16 protein-coding genes are annotated in these 15,449 nt (G+C 61.0%); 5 read left to right on the top strand and 11 right to left on the bottom strand.

The window, feature by feature from the left end:
• The first annotated feature begins 411 nt into the window (after positions 1-411).
• Positions 412-780, top strand: a complete 369-nt coding sequence (locus A3AY_RS0105390) for a hypothetical protein (protein ID WP_018324668.1) — start codon at positions 412-414, stop codon at positions 778-780.
• A 5-nt stretch (positions 781-785) separates the two neighbouring features.
• On the opposite strand, the gene A3AY_RS0105385 is transcribed toward A3AY_RS0105390, so the two are convergent.
• The 5 genes from A3AY_RS0105385 to A3AY_RS0105365 form a co-directional block, all read right to left on the bottom strand.
• The gene (locus tag A3AY_RS0105385) at positions 786-1,676 is read right to left on the bottom strand and encodes a cytochrome c1 (RefSeq protein WP_026203136.1); all 891 of its coding nucleotides are present in this window, start codon (positions 1,674-1,676) and stop codon (positions 786-788) included.
• A 29-nt stretch (positions 1,677-1,705) separates the two neighbouring features.
• Positions 1,706-2,977, bottom strand: coding sequence for a cytochrome b (locus tag A3AY_RS0105380; protein ID WP_018324666.1), 1,272 nt, complete (start codon positions 2,975-2,977; stop codon positions 1,706-1,708).
• Between the two features lie 14 nt (positions 2,978-2,991).
• Positions 2,992-3,570, bottom strand: coding sequence for a ubiquinol-cytochrome c reductase iron-sulfur subunit (gene petA, locus A3AY_RS0105375; RefSeq protein WP_026203135.1), 579 nt, complete (start codon positions 3,568-3,570; stop codon positions 2,992-2,994).
• Between the two features lie 367 nt (positions 3,571-3,937).
• Positions 3,938-5,803, bottom strand: coding sequence for an ABC transporter ATP-binding protein (locus A3AY_RS0105370; protein ID WP_040668190.1), 1,866 nt, complete (start codon positions 5,801-5,803; stop codon positions 3,938-3,940).
• A gap of 132 nt (positions 5,804-5,935) precedes the next feature.
• Positions 5,936-7,789 (bottom strand): ABC transporter ATP-binding protein, encoded by a 1,854-nt coding sequence (locus tag A3AY_RS0105365; protein ID WP_018324663.1) that lies wholly within the window; start codon positions 7,787-7,789, stop codon positions 5,936-5,938.
• Between the two features lie 393 nt (positions 7,790-8,182).
• Here A3AY_RS0105365 and A3AY_RS0105360 point away from each other — a divergent pair, with 393 nt between their 5' ends.
• On the top strand, positions 8,183-8,647 hold the full coding sequence (locus A3AY_RS0105360) for a tRNA (cytidine(34)-2'-O)-methyltransferase (RefSeq protein ID WP_018324662.1): 465 nt from the start codon (positions 8,183-8,185) through the stop codon (positions 8,645-8,647).
• Positions 8,648-8,663: 16 nt separating this feature from the next.
• Here A3AY_RS0105360 and A3AY_RS0105355 read toward each other — a convergent pair whose 3' ends face one another.
• The gene (locus tag A3AY_RS0105355) at positions 8,664-9,233 is read right to left on the bottom strand and encodes an NADPH-dependent FMN reductase (protein ID WP_018324661.1); all 570 of its coding nucleotides are present in this window, start codon (positions 9,231-9,233) and stop codon (positions 8,664-8,666) included.
• 77 nt (positions 9,234-9,310) lie between these two features.
• Between A3AY_RS0105355 and soxR the strand changes: the two genes are divergently transcribed.
• Entirely contained in the window at positions 9,311-9,820 is a 510-nt protein-coding gene (soxR, locus tag A3AY_RS0105350) for a redox-sensitive transcriptional activator SoxR (protein ID WP_018324660.1), read from the top strand.
• On the opposite strand, the gene A3AY_RS0105345 is transcribed toward soxR, so the two are convergent.
• Both A3AY_RS0105345 and A3AY_RS0105340 read right to left on the bottom strand, forming a co-directional pair.
• Complete coding sequence (locus A3AY_RS0105345; protein ID WP_018324659.1) at positions 9,793-11,001, bottom strand: MFS transporter; 1,209 nt, start codon at positions 10,999-11,001, stop codon at positions 9,793-9,795. The two genes, soxR and A3AY_RS0105345, sit on opposite strands and share 28 nt — an antisense overlap.
• Positions 11,002-11,089: 88 nt before the next feature.
• Positions 11,090-11,350, bottom strand: coding sequence for a hypothetical protein (locus tag A3AY_RS0105340; RefSeq protein WP_018324658.1), 261 nt, complete (start codon positions 11,348-11,350; stop codon positions 11,090-11,092).
• 212 nt (positions 11,351-11,562) lie between these two features.
• Here A3AY_RS0105340 and hemF point away from each other — a divergent pair, with 212 nt between their 5' ends.
• Positions 11,563-12,474 (top strand): oxygen-dependent coproporphyrinogen oxidase, encoded by a 912-nt coding sequence (hemF, locus tag A3AY_RS0105335; protein ID WP_018324657.1) that lies wholly within the window; start codon positions 11,563-11,565, stop codon positions 12,472-12,474.
• 94 nt (positions 12,475-12,568) lie between these two features.
• Here the strand turns inward: hemF and A3AY_RS34505 are convergent, their stop codons facing one another.
• Positions 12,569-12,814, bottom strand: coding sequence for a hypothetical protein (locus A3AY_RS34505; RefSeq protein ID WP_018324656.1), 246 nt, complete (start codon positions 12,812-12,814; stop codon positions 12,569-12,571).
• Between the two features lie 155 nt (positions 12,815-12,969).
• Here A3AY_RS34505 and A3AY_RS0105325 point away from each other — a divergent pair, with 155 nt between their 5' ends.
• Positions 12,970-13,233, top strand: coding sequence for a BON domain-containing protein (locus A3AY_RS0105325; protein WP_018324655.1), 264 nt, complete (start codon positions 12,970-12,972; stop codon positions 13,231-13,233).
• Here A3AY_RS0105325 and A3AY_RS0105320 read toward each other — a convergent pair whose 3' ends face one another.
• Positions 13,234-13,848, bottom strand: a complete 615-nt coding sequence (locus tag A3AY_RS0105320) for an ABC-type transport auxiliary lipoprotein family protein (RefSeq protein WP_018324654.1) — start codon at positions 13,846-13,848, stop codon at positions 13,234-13,236.
• Between the two features lie 211 nt (positions 13,849-14,059).
• The gene (locus A3AY_RS0105315; RefSeq protein ID WP_018324653.1) at positions 14,060-15,430 is read right to left on the bottom strand and encodes an MlaD family protein; all 1,371 of its coding nucleotides are present in this window, start codon (positions 15,428-15,430) and stop codon (positions 14,060-14,062) included.
• Positions 15,431-15,449 lie beyond the last annotated feature (19 nt).

The following is a 15,449-nucleotide window of genomic DNA, read 5'->3' as shown; positions in this document are numbered from 1 at the left end:
GCGAGGTAGGACCGGTGCCCTGGAATTTCGGTGCAAACGCACGCCGGATTTCAGGGGCTGCGCGGAAGGTGGTTCTCCTCCGGCCTCGAGATGCAAGAGGCCGGGCGTGCCGGCCATGCCACGCCAACTTGGTCCAGGGCATGGTCTACCGACAGAAAGGCGGGGCGGATAAGCGGCCCTGCCACGGGCACACAAAACCTTGGCCGCAATGGCAAAGGACGCAGAAGAACCTAGAGGCGCGGCAAAAGACACCGAACGGGGCACGGCATCGTGTCAGTTCAATTCTCTTTGTCACGGCACATGCCGGGCCCCGGCCGATCTTGGTCATGGGATATAAAGAGACGGTCGCAAAACACGGACGGAAAGCCGCCGCGTGAACGCTGTCGGTTGCCGTCAAAGGAGAAAAATCCAATGGACGAAACCACACCGGACAATACCGCACCTTTGACGCAAGCCGAATTCGAGCGGATCAGCCGAGTAACGGCGACTGATATGGACATCCACACCTTCTGCCGCATTCGAAAATGCCGCCGCGACGGTTGCTGCACCGGCCCGATGCGGAAGCGGATCGTTCCGAAGAGCATTGCCGGGCGGGCGACCTTTGCTGCCTTGCTACCGGCGTGCATCGCCGCCACCGACAATGCTTGGTTCGTGGCCTTTGCCAAGCACCTGCGAGTGCTGCACGCATCGGAAATGTCCGGGAAGAAACCGAACGCCCCCCGGAATCAAAAAACCTCCGGCCGGAGCCGGAGGTTTCGATCGTGGGCAGAAACTCCGTGACCGGATCAATGTTCCTTGTTCGCGTAAACCGACTTCTTCGTCAGGTAGATTAGGCCGGTGAAGATCAGCAGGAAAACCATGACCATGAAGCCGGTGCGCTTGCGGTCTTCAAGATGCGGCTCTGCGGCCCACATCAGGAAGGCGGCGACGTCGCGGGAATACTGCTCGACCGTCTGCGGCGCACCATCGTCATAGGTGACCTGGTCGTCGGAGAGCGGCTTTGCCATGGCGAGCGCCGCGGCGTTGGCGAAATACGGATTGTAGTGTGTGCCTTCAGCCACTTCGGTGCCGGCCGGCGGTTCCTGGTAGCCGTTCAGGAGCGCGTGAATATAGTCCGGGCCGCCTTCCTGATACTGCGTGAACATGTCGAAGATGAAAGTCGGGAAGCCGCGCTCGATGCCGCGTGCCTTGGCGATCAGCGAGAAATCCGGCGGGGCAGCGCCGTTGTTAGCGGCGGCGGCTGCTTCGGTGTTCGGATAAGGCGACGGGAAATGGTCCGAAGGCACGGCCTTGCGGGTGAACATCTCGCCATCGGCGTTCGGTCCGTCCTGGACTTCGTAGTTGGCTGCGAAGGTCTTCACCTGCGCTTCGGAGTAGCCGAGGCCTTCGAGCGTGCGGAAGGCGACAAGGTTCATCGAGTGGCAGGCGGAACAGACCTCGGTGTAGACCTTCAGGCCGCGCTGCAGCTGACCCTTGTCATAATGGCCGAACGGACCTGAAAAGGACCATTCTGCCTGCTCCGGCTTATGGATCGGGAAATGCGGGGTGCCGCCAGCATGTTCCTCTGCCGCAGCGCCTTCGGCTTTGTGTTCGCCGGTTTCCTGGGCGAACACGATACCGGCACCAAGTCCGGCGACGACTGCGAGCGAAAAAATGCCTGTAACAAGCTTTTTCATTGTTGTGGGTTCCTTAAACTTCGCAGACATCACGCGGCAACGGGCTTCTTCGCACCCTGCTTTTCCAGCACCGCTTCGGTGATGGAATTCGGGATGCGCTTCGGCGTTTCGATCAGGCCAAGGACCGGCATGATGACGAGGAAGAAGCCGAAGTAGTAGAGAGTGCCGAGCTGCGACATCACCACGTAGAGGCCTTCCGCCGGACGCGAGCCCAGCCAGCCAAGGATGATGGCGTTGATCACGAAGAGCCAGAAGAACAGCTTGTACCACGGACGGTAGACGGCCGAGCGCACCTTCGAGGTATCGAGCCAGGGCAGGAAGAACAAGACGATGATCGCACCGAACATCACCAGAACGCCGCCGAGCTTGGAATCGATCGGGCCGATGTTGAAGGTGATGGCGCGCAGCATCGCGTAGAACGGCAGGTAATACCATTCCGGAACGATGTGGGCGGGCGTCTTCAGGGCATTGGCCGGGATGTAGTTGTCCGGATGGCCGAGGAAGTTCGGCATGTAGAAGACGAACCAGGCGTAAACCAACAGGAACACCGATACACCGAGCGCATCCTTGAGGGTCGCGTAAGGCGTGAAGGCAACCGTGTCCGTCTTCGTCTTGACTTCGACGCCGGTCGGGTTGGTCTGGCCGACGACATGCAAGGCCCAGATGTGCAGGACGACGACGCCGGCGATCATGAAGGGCAAGAGATAGTGCAGCGAGAAGAAGCGATTGAGCGTCGGCTGATCGACGGCAAAACCACCGAGCAGGAACTGCTGGATCCACTCGCCCACCAAGGGGAAGGCAGAGAAGAAGCCGGTGATAACCGTGGCCCCCCAGAAGGACATCTGACCCCAGGGCAGGACATAGCCCATGAAGCCGGTTGCCATCATCAGCAGGTAGATCACGACGCCGAGAATCCAGAGGATTTCACGCGGCGCCTTGTAGGAACCGTAGTAGAGACCGCGGCCGATGTGGAGATAGACGGCAATGAAGAAGAACGACGCGCCGTTGGCATGCATGTAGCGCAGCAGCCAGCCGTGGTTGACGTCGCGCATGATCTTTTCGACGGAATTGAAGGCAACCGTCGTCTCAGCCGCATAGTGCATGGCCAGAACGACGCCCGTCAAGATCTGCACGATCAGCATGACCGACAGCATGGCGCCAAATGTGTAAGCGTAGTTCAGGTTGCGCGGAACCGGATAGGAAATGAAGCTGTCGTGCACCAGCCGTGGCAGCGGCAGGCGTGAATCGACCCACTTCTCGATCCCGGTCGTCGGCATATAGGTTGAATGATCACCACTCATAATCAGTATTCCCCTCAACCGATCTTGATGACTGTGTCGGAAGTGAAAGCAAAGGTCGGTACGGCGAGGTTTTCCGGCGCCGGGCCTTTACGGATACGGCCGGCCGTATCGTAGTGCGAGCCATGGCACGGACAGAACCAGCCACCGAAATCGCCAGCCTGGCCGAGCGGAACGCAACCGAGATGCGTGCACGAGCCGATCATGACGATCCAGTTTTCCTTATCCTTGCCGGCGGAGCGATCGAGATCGGTCGCCTCGGCATCGGCCGGAAGATTGGCATTGCGCGCGACCGGGTCTTTCAGGTCGGCGAGAGCGACGGCCTTCGCCTCTTCGACTTCCTTGTCGGTGCGGTTGCGGATGAACACCGGCTTGCCGCGCCATTTCGCCGTCAGCGACATGCCCGGCTGCAGGCTGGAGACATCGACCTCGATCGAAGCGAGCGCCAGTGTCGAAGCGTCGGGCCGCATCTGATCGATGAACGGCCATGCGACCGCACCCGCGCCAACGACGCCCGCCATGCCGGTCGCCAGGTATAGGAAGTCGCGGCGAGTGGGCTCGCCCAGGGTTTCGCTTGATGTCTCGTGTTCGCTCACGGCTAAACCATCCTCTCACGCAATGTTTGCGGAAACCGCACTGTCCCCGGCGTCGACCCGCTCCGTGCTGCCACTTGAGCGAAAGAACAGCGCCAAATCAATAAGCCGATGCACGATTCGAAGAAAACTTTCGCCCCTCCACCTCATGCATCAAAACCGGGCGAATCCCACGCGTTAAAGAAACGGCAGATTCCCCGGCAATCCGGCGCGTTCTATGCTTGATCGCAAGGGATGTCTAGCCTTCAGCACGGCAGGTGGGCCACAATGTCGCGGGAAAACCGAAGCCAATGTTCGCAAACCGCTTTTCACGCTCTGACCCCGTCGAGACACGGCGTTCTTGCGCCTGCATACGACGGTTTCGAAGCGCTTATTCGGCAGCCGCGTCGCGGGCAAGGAAGCCGCCGGACTGACGCAGCCAGAGATCGGCGTAAAGACCGCCGGCGGCAATCAGCTGTTCATGCGTCCCGTCCTCTACGATCCGGCCCTCGTCCATGACGATCAGGCGGTCGAGAGCTGCGATGGTGGAAAGCCGGTGCGCGATCGCAAGCACGGTCTTACCATGCATCAACCGGTCGAGATTCGACTGGATCGCCGCTTCCACTTCCGAATCGAGCGCGGACGTTGCCTCGTCCAGAACCAGAATCGGCGCGTCCTTCAGCATCACGCGGGCGATCGCCACCCGCTGGCGCTGGCCGCCCGACAGCTTGACGCCGCGTTCGCCGACATGGGCATCGAAACCCCGGCGGTCGCGCTGGTCCTGCAGTTTTTCGATGAACTCCAGCGCCTCGGCCTTTCTTGCCGCATCGCGTAGACGGCTCTCGGTCGCGTCCGGTCGTCCGAACAGGATGTTGTCGCGGATCGAGCGGTGCAGAAGCGACGTATCCTGGCTGACGACACCGATCTGGTTGCGCAGGGACTCCTGCCGGATCGCGGCGATGTCCTGCCCGTCGATCAGAATGCGGCCGCCTTCCAGATCGTAGAATCGTAAGAGCAGATTGACGAGCGTCGTCTTGCCCGCCCCGGACCGGCCGACGATGCCGACCTTCTCGCCGGGTCTGATGACGAGCGACAGATCATCGATGACGCCGTTGCCCCTGCCGTAGTGGAAACGGATACGCTCGAAGCGGATGGAGGGGCTGGTGATGGCGAGATTTGCGGCGCCCGGCCGATCGACCAACTGGATCGATTGCGAGATCATGTCGGCGGCATTCTGGATGGTGCCGATATTGCGCATGATGCCGTTGAACTGAACCATCATGCGGCTCAGGAGAAAATTCAGCCGCAGGATGAGCGCCATCGTGAAAGCGACGGCGCCGGAGCTGATCAGGCCGACAAGCCACAGGTGCAAGCTCAGCCCCGCCATCGTCACGATCATGATCCCCGACAAAAGCGCCATCGAGGCGCGCACGCCGGTGATGAACCGGGTGAAGCGGATGATCGTATCCTGATAAATGTCGAAGCCCTGCCGCATGTAGCGGTCGTTTTCCTCATCGCGGGCAAAGAGCTTCAGAGTCTGGATGTTGCTGTAGGCGTCGACCATGCGGCCGTTCAGCATGGAAGCGGCTTCCGCCGTCTCGCGCGAATGCTCGCGAATGCGAGGTACGAAATAGCGCGCGAGGAACGCAAAGCCGATCAGCCAGAGCAGCACGACGACGGCAAGCGACGTATCGAGCTGCCCGACAAGCACCAGCGTCGAAACCGAATAGATGCCGACGAACCAGACGCTTTCCATCAAGGATGTGACGACGTCACCGACCGCCTGCCCGCCCGACCAGACCTTGGTGACGATGCGGCCGGAGAAATCGTTCTGGAAGAAGGAGAGCGATTGCCGCGCCACATGCAGATAGGACTGCCAGCGCACCAGATTGTAGAAGCCGGGCGTAATGATCTGCTGATCGACCAGCGCCATCGACAGCGACACCAGGAAGCGCACGATGCCGATCAGGACCAGCATGCCGAACAACTCGGCTCCATGGGCCGCGAGCAGGCCGCTCCAGCCCTCGCCCGCTTTGACTGTCGCGAGGATATCGACCAGACGGCCGACGAACCAGAACAGCGTCGCCTCGATCGCCGCCGTCATGCCGCCGAGGACAAGCATGGCGACAAACGGCGCTTTCGCCTGCCGGATATAGAACCAGACGTAAGGGATAAGCCGCACCGGCGGCTGCAACCCTTCGCGCGCCGCGAAAGGCCGTATCCAGTTCTCGAAAAAGGCAAACAGGGCGCGCAGCATGTGTCCGATATAGCCCTTTTGAAAAATGCGGCAATGCGGAATGCGGGCCGGCCGGATTACAATTGCGTAATGCGACCGGCCGGCATTTCGAACCACGCCCTCCCCGCGCTGACGGAGAGGAACGAACCGGCGCTACTCCGCCGCCTCTTCCTTTTCCGGCTCGTCCGCGATGAAGCCGCCGGACTGCCGTGACCAAAGATCGGCATAGAGCCCCTGCTTGGCGACCAGTTCGGCGTGCGAGCCGGTCTCGACGATCTTGCCGGCTTCGAGGATGATCAGCCGGTCCATCTCGGTCAGTGTCGACAGGCGGTGGGCGATCGCGATCACCGTCTTGCCCGTCATCAGGGCGAAGAGGTTTTCCTGGATTGCGGCTTCCACCTCCGAATCGAGCGCCGAGGTCGCCTCGTCGAGAACGAGGATCGGCGCGTCCTTCAGAAAGACGCGGGCGATCGCGATCCGCTGGCGCTGGCCACCTGAGAGCTTGACGCCCCGTTCGCCGACCTGTGCGTCCAGCCCCTTGCGGCCCTGGTTGTCCTCGAGCAGCTCGATGAAGTCCCAGGCGTTGGCCCGCTTGGCGGCAGCGATGATGTCGGCGTCGGTCGCCTCCGGATGGCCATAGGCGATATTGTCGCGGATCGAGCGGTGCAGCAGCGACGTATCCTGCGTCACCACGCCGATCTTGCCGCGCAAGCTGTCCTGGGCCACAGCAGAAATATCCTGCCCGTCGATACGGATGGTGCCCGCTTCGAGATCATAGAACCGCAACAGCACGTTCATCAGCGTGGTCTTTCCGGCGCCGGAGCGGCCGACAAGACCGATCTTCTCACCCGGCTTGATGACCAGCGAGAGATTGTCGATGACACCCTTGTTCTTGCCGTAGTGGAAGCGGATGTTGTCGAACGTAATCGCCCCTTGCGGCGCCTTGAGCGCTGGCGCGTCCGGCCTGTCGACGATGTCGTGCACCTTGGTCATCATGCCCATGCCGTCATAGACCGTGCCGATGTTTTCAAACAGCGCAGAGACTTCCCACATCACCCATTGCGACATGCCGTTGATGCGCATGGCAAGCGCCACGGCAATCGCGATCGAGCCGACCGACATGCCGCTGCTCATCCAGAAATAGATGCCGAGTGCCGAGATCGAAAACAGCGCAATGCAGTTGTTCGTGTAGACGAGCACATGGAACAGCGTCACCTTGCGCATCTGCCGGTGCACGGTTTGCAGGAACACGTCCATGCTTTCCCGGGCATAGACCTCCTCGCGGCCGGCATGCGAAAACAGCTTCACGGTGGCGATGTTCGTGTAGCTGTCGACGACACGGCCCGTCATCATCGAGCGGGCATCGGCCTGATCCTTCGAAATCTTGCGCAGGCGCGGCACGAAGTAGCTGACGATCGAGACGTAGATGGCGATCCAGATCACCAGCGGCGCGACGAGCCGCCAGTCGGCCGCGGCAACCACCACCAGCATCGAGACGAAATAGCTGACGACATAGACGAAGACGTCGAGGATCTTCATCACCGTTTCGCGCACGGCAAGCGAGGTCTGCATCACCTTGGTGGCGACGCGACCGGCAAACTCGTTGGCGAAGAACGTCATGCTCTGGCGCAGCAGGTAACGGTGCATCTGCCAGCGCGCGATCATCGGATAATTGCCGAGCAGGATCTGATGCATGATCAGCGAATCGAAGGCGACGACGGACGGCAAGCCGATCAGGATGAGCGCGCCCATCCAGAACAGCTTCGTACCCTCGGTCTCGAGGAACGTGTCCTGCCTGGCCGAAGACAGCCAATCGACGACATTGCCGAGGAACTGGAACAGCGCCACTTCGCCGATCGCGATCAGCATGGTGCAGACCGACATGGTCAACAGCCAGGGCGCCGCAGGCTTCGTATAGTGCCAGCAGAAGGCAAACAGCCCCTGCGGCGGAACCTTGGGCTCCTCGACGGGATAGGGATTGAGGCGGGATTCAAACCAGCCGAACATTATCAAGCTCCTTCAGGAATCCAGTGAAGGAAGGCGGGAAACCCGCATTCATCGATTCGAAATTCTAAGACCGGAGGGACAGCGCAATCGTGCACGCGAAACTTGTTCGTCCGGAAAGCGGGCGGTCGTGCGCAATCATGCAAAGAAGAAAAAGCGCGAAACCGGTCAGTCCATCGGGACTGGAGACACAGCCTGGAGGCTGGTGATCATTCGGTAATCCATGCATGCCTCCGTCGGTTCGCGTTGAAGATGCAAAAGACTTAGAATGTTTTGCGCCTATATGCCAGATTGTCGCAGGCAGTTTTTTCATCTTTTCCCGCTCGCGCCGGTTTCTGTTGCCATTACGGCACAGATTGATTACGGCCGGTGATGAACGCCATAAGCCGTGTTGATATGTCCGCACATCCACTCCGCATCGCCCTCTACCAGCCGGACATTCCCGGCAATACCGGCACGATCCTGCGCCTTGCCGCCTGTCTCGGCTTGAGCGTCGATATCATCGAGCCCGCCGGTTTCGATCTGTCGGACAAGAACCTGAAGCGCGCCGGCATGGATTACATCGCCTCCGTTACCTTGACGCGGCATGTCAGCTGGGACCGCTTCGAGGAAGCGCGGCTGACGCAGGGGCGGCGGCTGGTGCTTGCCTCCACCAAGGCCGCCGAACCCTATACGCGCTTCCGCTTCCTGCCCGGCGACACCCTGCTTTTCGGCCGCGAAAGCGCCGGCGTTCCCGACTACGTGCATGACAAGGCCGACGGCCGGATCATCATTCCGATGGTCGAGGGCCAGCGGTCGCTCAACGTCGCCATGTCGGTGGCGATGATTGCGGGCGAAGCCATCCGGCAAATGTCGATCTGATGCCTGCCGTTGCCCCTCATGCGGCCACACCGCTATAGGCGTTTTCAGCCCGGGCCGCCTTCAGGGCGCTTGCCCACCACATCAGCCGCCGCAACATGACGAGCAGGCCGGCCTTGGCTTCTGCCGCCTTGAACGGATTGCCCGCAGCATCGAACTGCGACCAGACATTGGAGAAGCTCACGGTGTCGCGGATGGTCACGGTGTGCAGTTCGGCAAAGACCTGGCGCAGCTGCTCGACGGCTCGCAACCCGCCCGATAAGCCGCCGTAGGAGATGAACGCCACAGGCTTGGCGTGCCACGGTTCGTAGCACGAATCGATCAGCTCCTTCAGCGCCGCCGGATAGCCGTGATTGTATTCGGGTGTGACGACGATGAAGGCGTCCGCCTCGGCGATCTTCTCTTCCAGCGCGGCGACGTTGACGGCCGCCTCGCCGGCCGGCCCCTTGAGCTGCTGGGGATCGATCAGCGTCACCCTTATGCCGCTTTCGGCCCAGAGCTCGGTCAGGACCCAGTTGACGACCGTGTCGCAAAAGCGCCCCTGCCGTGTGCTGCCATAGACGACGGCGATGGTCATTTTCTCGTTCATGCTTGTCGTTGCTCCATTGTTGATCGGCTGGAGCAACCGGTATAAAACCTCAACTAAACTTGAGGTCAATACGTCCCATGGAAGAAAGCAAAGCCGATTTGCCGCGCCGCGAACTCAGTGTCGGAGAGGTCGCGGCCCGCAGCGGCGTCGCGGTCTCGACGCTGCATTTTTATGAAACCAAGGGCCTGATCAAAAGCATGCGCAGCCGCGGCAACCAGCGTCGGTATCCGCGCAGCGTGCTGCGCCGCATCGCTGTCATCAAGATCGCCCAGCGCACCGGCATCCCGCTCGGCGATATCCAGAAGACCCTCGCCTCGCTGCCGGACGACCGCCAACTCTTGGCCAGCGACTGGGAGCGCTTGTCGGAAAATTGGAAGGCGGATCTGAATGACCGCATCGCCAAGCTCACCGCTTTGCGCGACCAGCTCACCTCCTGCATCGGCTGCGGCTGCCTCTCGATGCGAGATTGCCCGTTGCGCAATCCCGATGACGCGCTCTCGGAAAAAGGCACCGGCGCCTATCTGATCGAGCATGCCGGCGAAGATAAAGATGGCATCATTCAGACCGGCAGGCCGGATGCCTCCTGAGGTTTTGCCAGACGCTGCAATGTCAGCATGCTGAGCAGCGTGCCGAGCGAACTGACGAACGCGATGGCGAGCGCTGCACCGTTGCCATAGGTGCCCAGCACATAGGTGAAGAACGGCGGCGCCGCAGCGAAGGCGAGATTGAGCGGCAGCCCCAGACGCGCGGCGACGCCGGCATATTCGGCAGGCGTGAAGAACACCAGCGGCAGCGTTGCCCGGCTGACCGACATCGCGCCGCTCGAAAGCCCGTAGAGCAGCAGGAACATCAGGATCGACCATTCCGTCCCGCCACCGACCGAAAGGACAACGAGACAGACCGGCATGATCAGGGCCGCAACCAGTCCGGTCGCCAGTCCGTTCCAGCGGTTGCCGCCGAGGAAGTCGAAAAGACGCGCCGACATCTGCACGACGCCGATCGCCGAGCCGAAGCCGACGGCCAGATAGTCGGCAACATCGAAACTCCGGAACAGATCGATGACGACAAGCTGGAAACCCCAGGTGATGAAGCCATTGAGTGCGATCGCGGCCGTGATCAGCGCGACGATGCGGCGATGCCGTCTGCCTGGCTTTGGGCTGACAGCTCCTCTCCTTTCACGAGAGGGGGCAGCAACTGGCATCTTCGGCAATGCAAAGAGATGCAACGGTAGGCAAACGACGAGCATGAGACCGCCGTAGACGACGGACACGCCGCGCCAGCCGAACTCGGCCTCCAGCAAACCCGTCGCCGGCCAGGACAGGCTGGGCGCCAGCGCCATGAACAGCATCTGGGCGCTGATCGCCCGCCGGGCACCCTCGCCCGCGAGTTCCGCCAGAAAGACATGCGCCGATGTCGTCAGGCAGGCGGCGCCGGCAATCCCGAAGATGGCCCAGGCGATGAAATAGCCGACGGGGCCGCCGGCGACGGAGAGCATCAAGAGCCCCGGAACGGCAAGAAGCGAGCCTGCGGCCAGCACCAGCCGGGCACCATACCGCCGATAAAACCCGGCAACCGGCGGCGAGCAGACCGCCATCACGACCAGCATCAGCGTCGGCCCGAGAAAGACCGTTGCACGGCTGAGGCGAAGGTCCGCGGCGACCGCCTCGCCGGTCACCGAGATCGCCATGAACAGCGCGCCCCAGCCGATGATCTGGGTTATCGAAAGGATGACAACGGAGCGCGTAATCGGCGAGCACGGAAAAGCCACAGCGAAATCTTTGGAAACGGCCCGAATCGGGCGGGAAGGATCGCTTCGACTATGCGCTCAAGCGGTAGAAAATCCAGCCGGCTTGCAATCAATCCGCGCTTGGCAGGCGCCGCATGGTGAACTCGATTTCATCGCCCTCGAGTTGGCGCCAGCTTTCGACTTCGGTCCAGTATGCAGCCTTGGGCCATCTGTCGAACCATTCCTGCGCCTTTTGCCGCGCGTGGGCGCGATCGAGGCGGAATGTCTCGCGCACGAACAGGCCATCTTTTCTTTGCGTGCCGCCGCTGCGATGCCGGGCAATCTGGCGTCGCAAGCCTTCGAGTGGCGGCCCCGCTGGAATTTTTGCCATCAAGCTCACCTTTCACCAGTCGAGCCTTCAGGAACAAAGATAGGGAAATAGTCCTGTTTTTGCGAGTCTGAATTTTCAGCCGCCTGCCCTGCGGCAGACTGACCCTAAACCTCTTGGTGCCGTTGCCAAGCATGGCAGAAATATGATCTTTCCAGAATCGATACATATCGGCGGGGCTCCACCCCCCATCCCCGCCAAACAGGATGATTTCGATGGAACGACCGGACCTGCCGCAGGGACTGCCCGCGGATATCGAGGACAAGAAAGCAAAGGCGAAAGCCTGGTTCGAAAGCCTGCGCGACACGATTTGCGCCGCATTTGAAACCGTCGAGGACGAACTCACCGGTCCCTTGTCCGACCGCGAACCCGGCCGCTTCATCGGCAAGGACTGGCTGCGAGACGAAGGGTCAGGCGGTGGCGGCCGCATGTCGATGATGGAAGGCCGCGTTTTCGAAAAGGTCGGTGTTCACACCTCGACCGTCCATGGCGAATTCTCGCCGGAATTCCGCAGCCAGATTCCAGGCGCGAACGAAGATCCGCGGTTCTGGGCGTCCGGCATCTCGCTGATCGCCCATCCGGTCAATCCGAACGTGCCGGCCGTCCATATGAATACCCGCATGGTCGTCACCACCAGCCACTGGTTCGGCGGCGGCGCCGACCTGACGCCGGTGCTTGATCGCCGCCGAACACAGACCGATCCGGACACGATGCTGTTTCACAAGGGCATGGAAATCGCCTGCAAGCGCCATCCGGTTGCCGACTATCCGCGCTTCAAACAATGGTGCGACGAGTATTTCTTCCTGAAGCACCGCAACGAACCGCGCGGCATCGGCGGCATCTTCTATGACTGGCTGCATTCGGATGACGAGAAAGGCGGCTGGGATGACGACTTCGCCTTCACCCAGGACGTCGGCAAGGCCTTCAGCCTGATTTACCCGAAGATCGTGCGGACGAACTTCAACAAGCCATGGACGGAGGAGGACCGCGACGAGCAACTCGTGCGCCGCGGCCGCTACGTCGAGTTCAACCTGCTCTACGACCGGGGAACGATCTTCGGCCTGAAGACCGGAGGCAATGTCGAGTCGATCCTCTCATCGCTACCGCCGGTAGTGCGCTGGCCCTGACATACGTCCTGTTCTCCAAACGTACTGTTCTGCGAACGAATAACCCGGCCGCGCAAACGGCCGGGTTATTCGTTGGTGGGAACGCCCGCGTATTCTAGTCGCAGATTCTGATCCGCTTGATGCGCAGGTTGCCCCAGCGGTCCCAGCGCTTCACTTTCTTGATGTAGCAGGACGGCTCGTAGTAACCGCCATAGTAGCCGCCGTCATAGAAGCCGATCGAGAAGCCGCCATGATAGCCGTGGTGATGACGATGGTGGCCATAGTGGCCGGCGTAGGACGGCGCGGCGAACGAGATGGCGGCGATTGCGGCGACGGTGGCGGAAATGATGAACTTGCGCATGATGTTCTCCTCTGTTGGTTGCTGATGAGTGCGTCTCATCCAGTGACACAACATTCTCATGCGGCCCGCATTTGCGCTGTTTCGAATGGAACAGGGCCGAACAAAAGCCCGGCTGGCGCGTTGTCTTGCAAGCCCTGTTTCGGAGGATTGGCGCGATGGTGTTCAAGGAGCGGACGTTTTACGGCGAAACGCCGGAAGAGTTTTTTCCGCAGGACCAGGCGGACCTGGAGACACGCGTCGCCAATTGCCTGGCAACGGTTGACGGGCTCGACGCCTCGGATGTCTCCGTGATCTCCAAGGGAAACACGATCCTTCTGACGGGCAGTGTTTCGACCATCGAAGAGGTGGAAAGAGCTGAAGAGGCCGCGCGCACCGTCGAGGGCGTCGCCGAAATCGTCAACAGGATCTCGGTCGCCTGATCAGATCGCCGTCAGCGTCCAGGAGACGATATCGGCGGCGACCTGCGCAAAAGCGCCGTCCAGCGCAGCGACGAAAGCGAGTTGCCCGCTGCCACGCACCGGAACCGTCGCGCGAAACGCCTTTTGCCTGCTCACCGTACCGTTGCGGTCGTTGAGGAGCTTGGCGAAGATCTCGACGACGGCCGTGTCGGCGCCCTCTGTCGATATTTCGAACGACCGGATATCCGTGATCAACTGGTAATCGATGGCAAGCCCTTGGCCCGGCTTGCCGACGCCGGCGATCTTGCCGGTATTTTCGAAGGTCTGGAGCAGCTTCGCCTGAACCATCTTTGGCAGCCTGTCGCTCCATTGCGATTTGGCCAGATACTGGATTTCGGAGCCGGACAGCCGGATAACGATCTGATCGCCGTCGAGCGCCTTCAGTGCGGACGGCTCGGGAACGAGGATCTGCTTGCCGGTGGACGCCGGCCCCTCGATGACCGGCGTGGAAGAAAGGCTAAAGGTGTCGTTGCTGGGTTTTCCGGCGCAGGCTGAGATCATGGCGGCCAGGAAAAAAGCGGTGCAGGCCCGGATCAATCCTGCCTTTCGACCAAACAGCGCGTCCGGAAAATTCATTTTCAAACACTATCCTTCGCCAATCAGCAGCAACTTAAAGGCTCATCTGGTCAAAACAAGCCAAATTACTGCCAAGCCTCCGCAGGTACGGCAGAATTCCGGCAAGGCTTGCAGCCTTGCCACGCACAATCGACGTGTAGGAAGCCATACGCGATTCGCGGGCTAAGTCAGCGGGAAATATCGAAGCAAAAACAGAAACGACATGCGGAGATCAGCGGCGTGTGCGGCCGTCATATTGTTTGACGGTCTCGCCTCCGAACAACAGCCGCTGCGGATCCCTGTCGAAGGTCGAGATCGTGGTATCGAGGTTCTGGACCGTCCGGCGCGTCTCGGTGACCAGCGCCTCGACATCCCGCAACCCCGAGCTGGAGAACCGTTTCAGATTGTCGGCGATCGGACCGATCTGAGCGTTCAGATTGTCCGCCATCTTGCGGAAGGAGGCGAGCGTTGCACGGGCATCGGCCGACAGGGACGGCGCGTCGGCATCGCCGAGGAAACCGTCGAGCTTGACCAGAATGCCATCGACGCGGCTCGATGCGGCATTCAGCTTGTTGGCCATCTGGGTCACGTCGGTGATCGTCTGGTCGATGTCGTTCTGGCGGCCCTTGATCCGGTCGGCGAAGTCGCTGATGGAGGCGGCCGTCTTGCGGACATCGGCGCTTGCGGCCGACACGTCGTTGACGACGCCATTCACCTTCTGGCTGTCGACCGCCGCAAGCAGCGTATCGACGCGGCTCAGCGTCGTTGTGGCATTCTGGCCAAGGCGCTCGTAGGTCTCTGCGGTCTTGCGGAAGCTGGCGATCGTATCGGCCACGCCGCCGGAGGCCGCGCGCAGGTCGTCGCTCATCTTCTCGACGTTGCTGACGATATGATCGATTTTTTTCGTATCGACGGCTTTCACCAGTGCATCGGCTGACGTCAGCGTCGAATCGAGCTTGCCGGCTGCCGCCGTGATCGATGTCGACAAGGCGCTGACGCTCTTCAGGAACGCATCGATGCCGTCCGAGTTGTCGGCCAGGGCTCTGGAAAAGCGGTCGGCATTGGAGATCGTGCTGGTCAGCGGCCCGCGCACATCCTTGACGAATCCCTGGATATCGCCGATCGCAGCGTTCGCCCGGTCCATGATCTTGTCGGCTGTCGCCAGGAGGCTCGTGACACTGGACTGGTCGGCGGTCATCTGCGCCGACCTGCCCTCTTCCAGCGCCTTCCGCAGGATGTTTTCCTCACCCTTGTTACCACCGCTGAGCTCGATATAGGCCGCACCGGTCAGGCCCTGGATTTCAAGGGTCGCGGTCGTTGATTTGAGAACGGGTGCGTCCGCAGAGACTTCGGTCACGGCAACGGAATAGCGGGGATCGTTGGAATTGATTGCCAGACTGCGGACCGAACCGACGGGAATACCGTTGAACCGCACCGGGGAACCGACGCTCAATCCATTGGCCGAGCCAGGAATGCTGATCACCAGTTCCACCATCTCACCGCTGCGCCCATATTGCGACATCCAGTAGACGAAGCCGAAGGCCGCGAAGATGACCATGACGGTGAAAAAACCGACGATGGCGTAGTTGGCTTTTGTTTCCATTGCTACCGGTATCCTTCAG

The sequence above is a fragment of the Rhizobium giardinii bv. giardinii H152 genome (assembly GCF_000379605.1).
GTDB lineage: Bacteria > Pseudomonadota > Alphaproteobacteria > Rhizobiales > Rhizobiaceae > Pararhizobium > Pararhizobium giardinii.
This window is presented reverse-complemented; position numbering and strand designations above follow the sequence as displayed.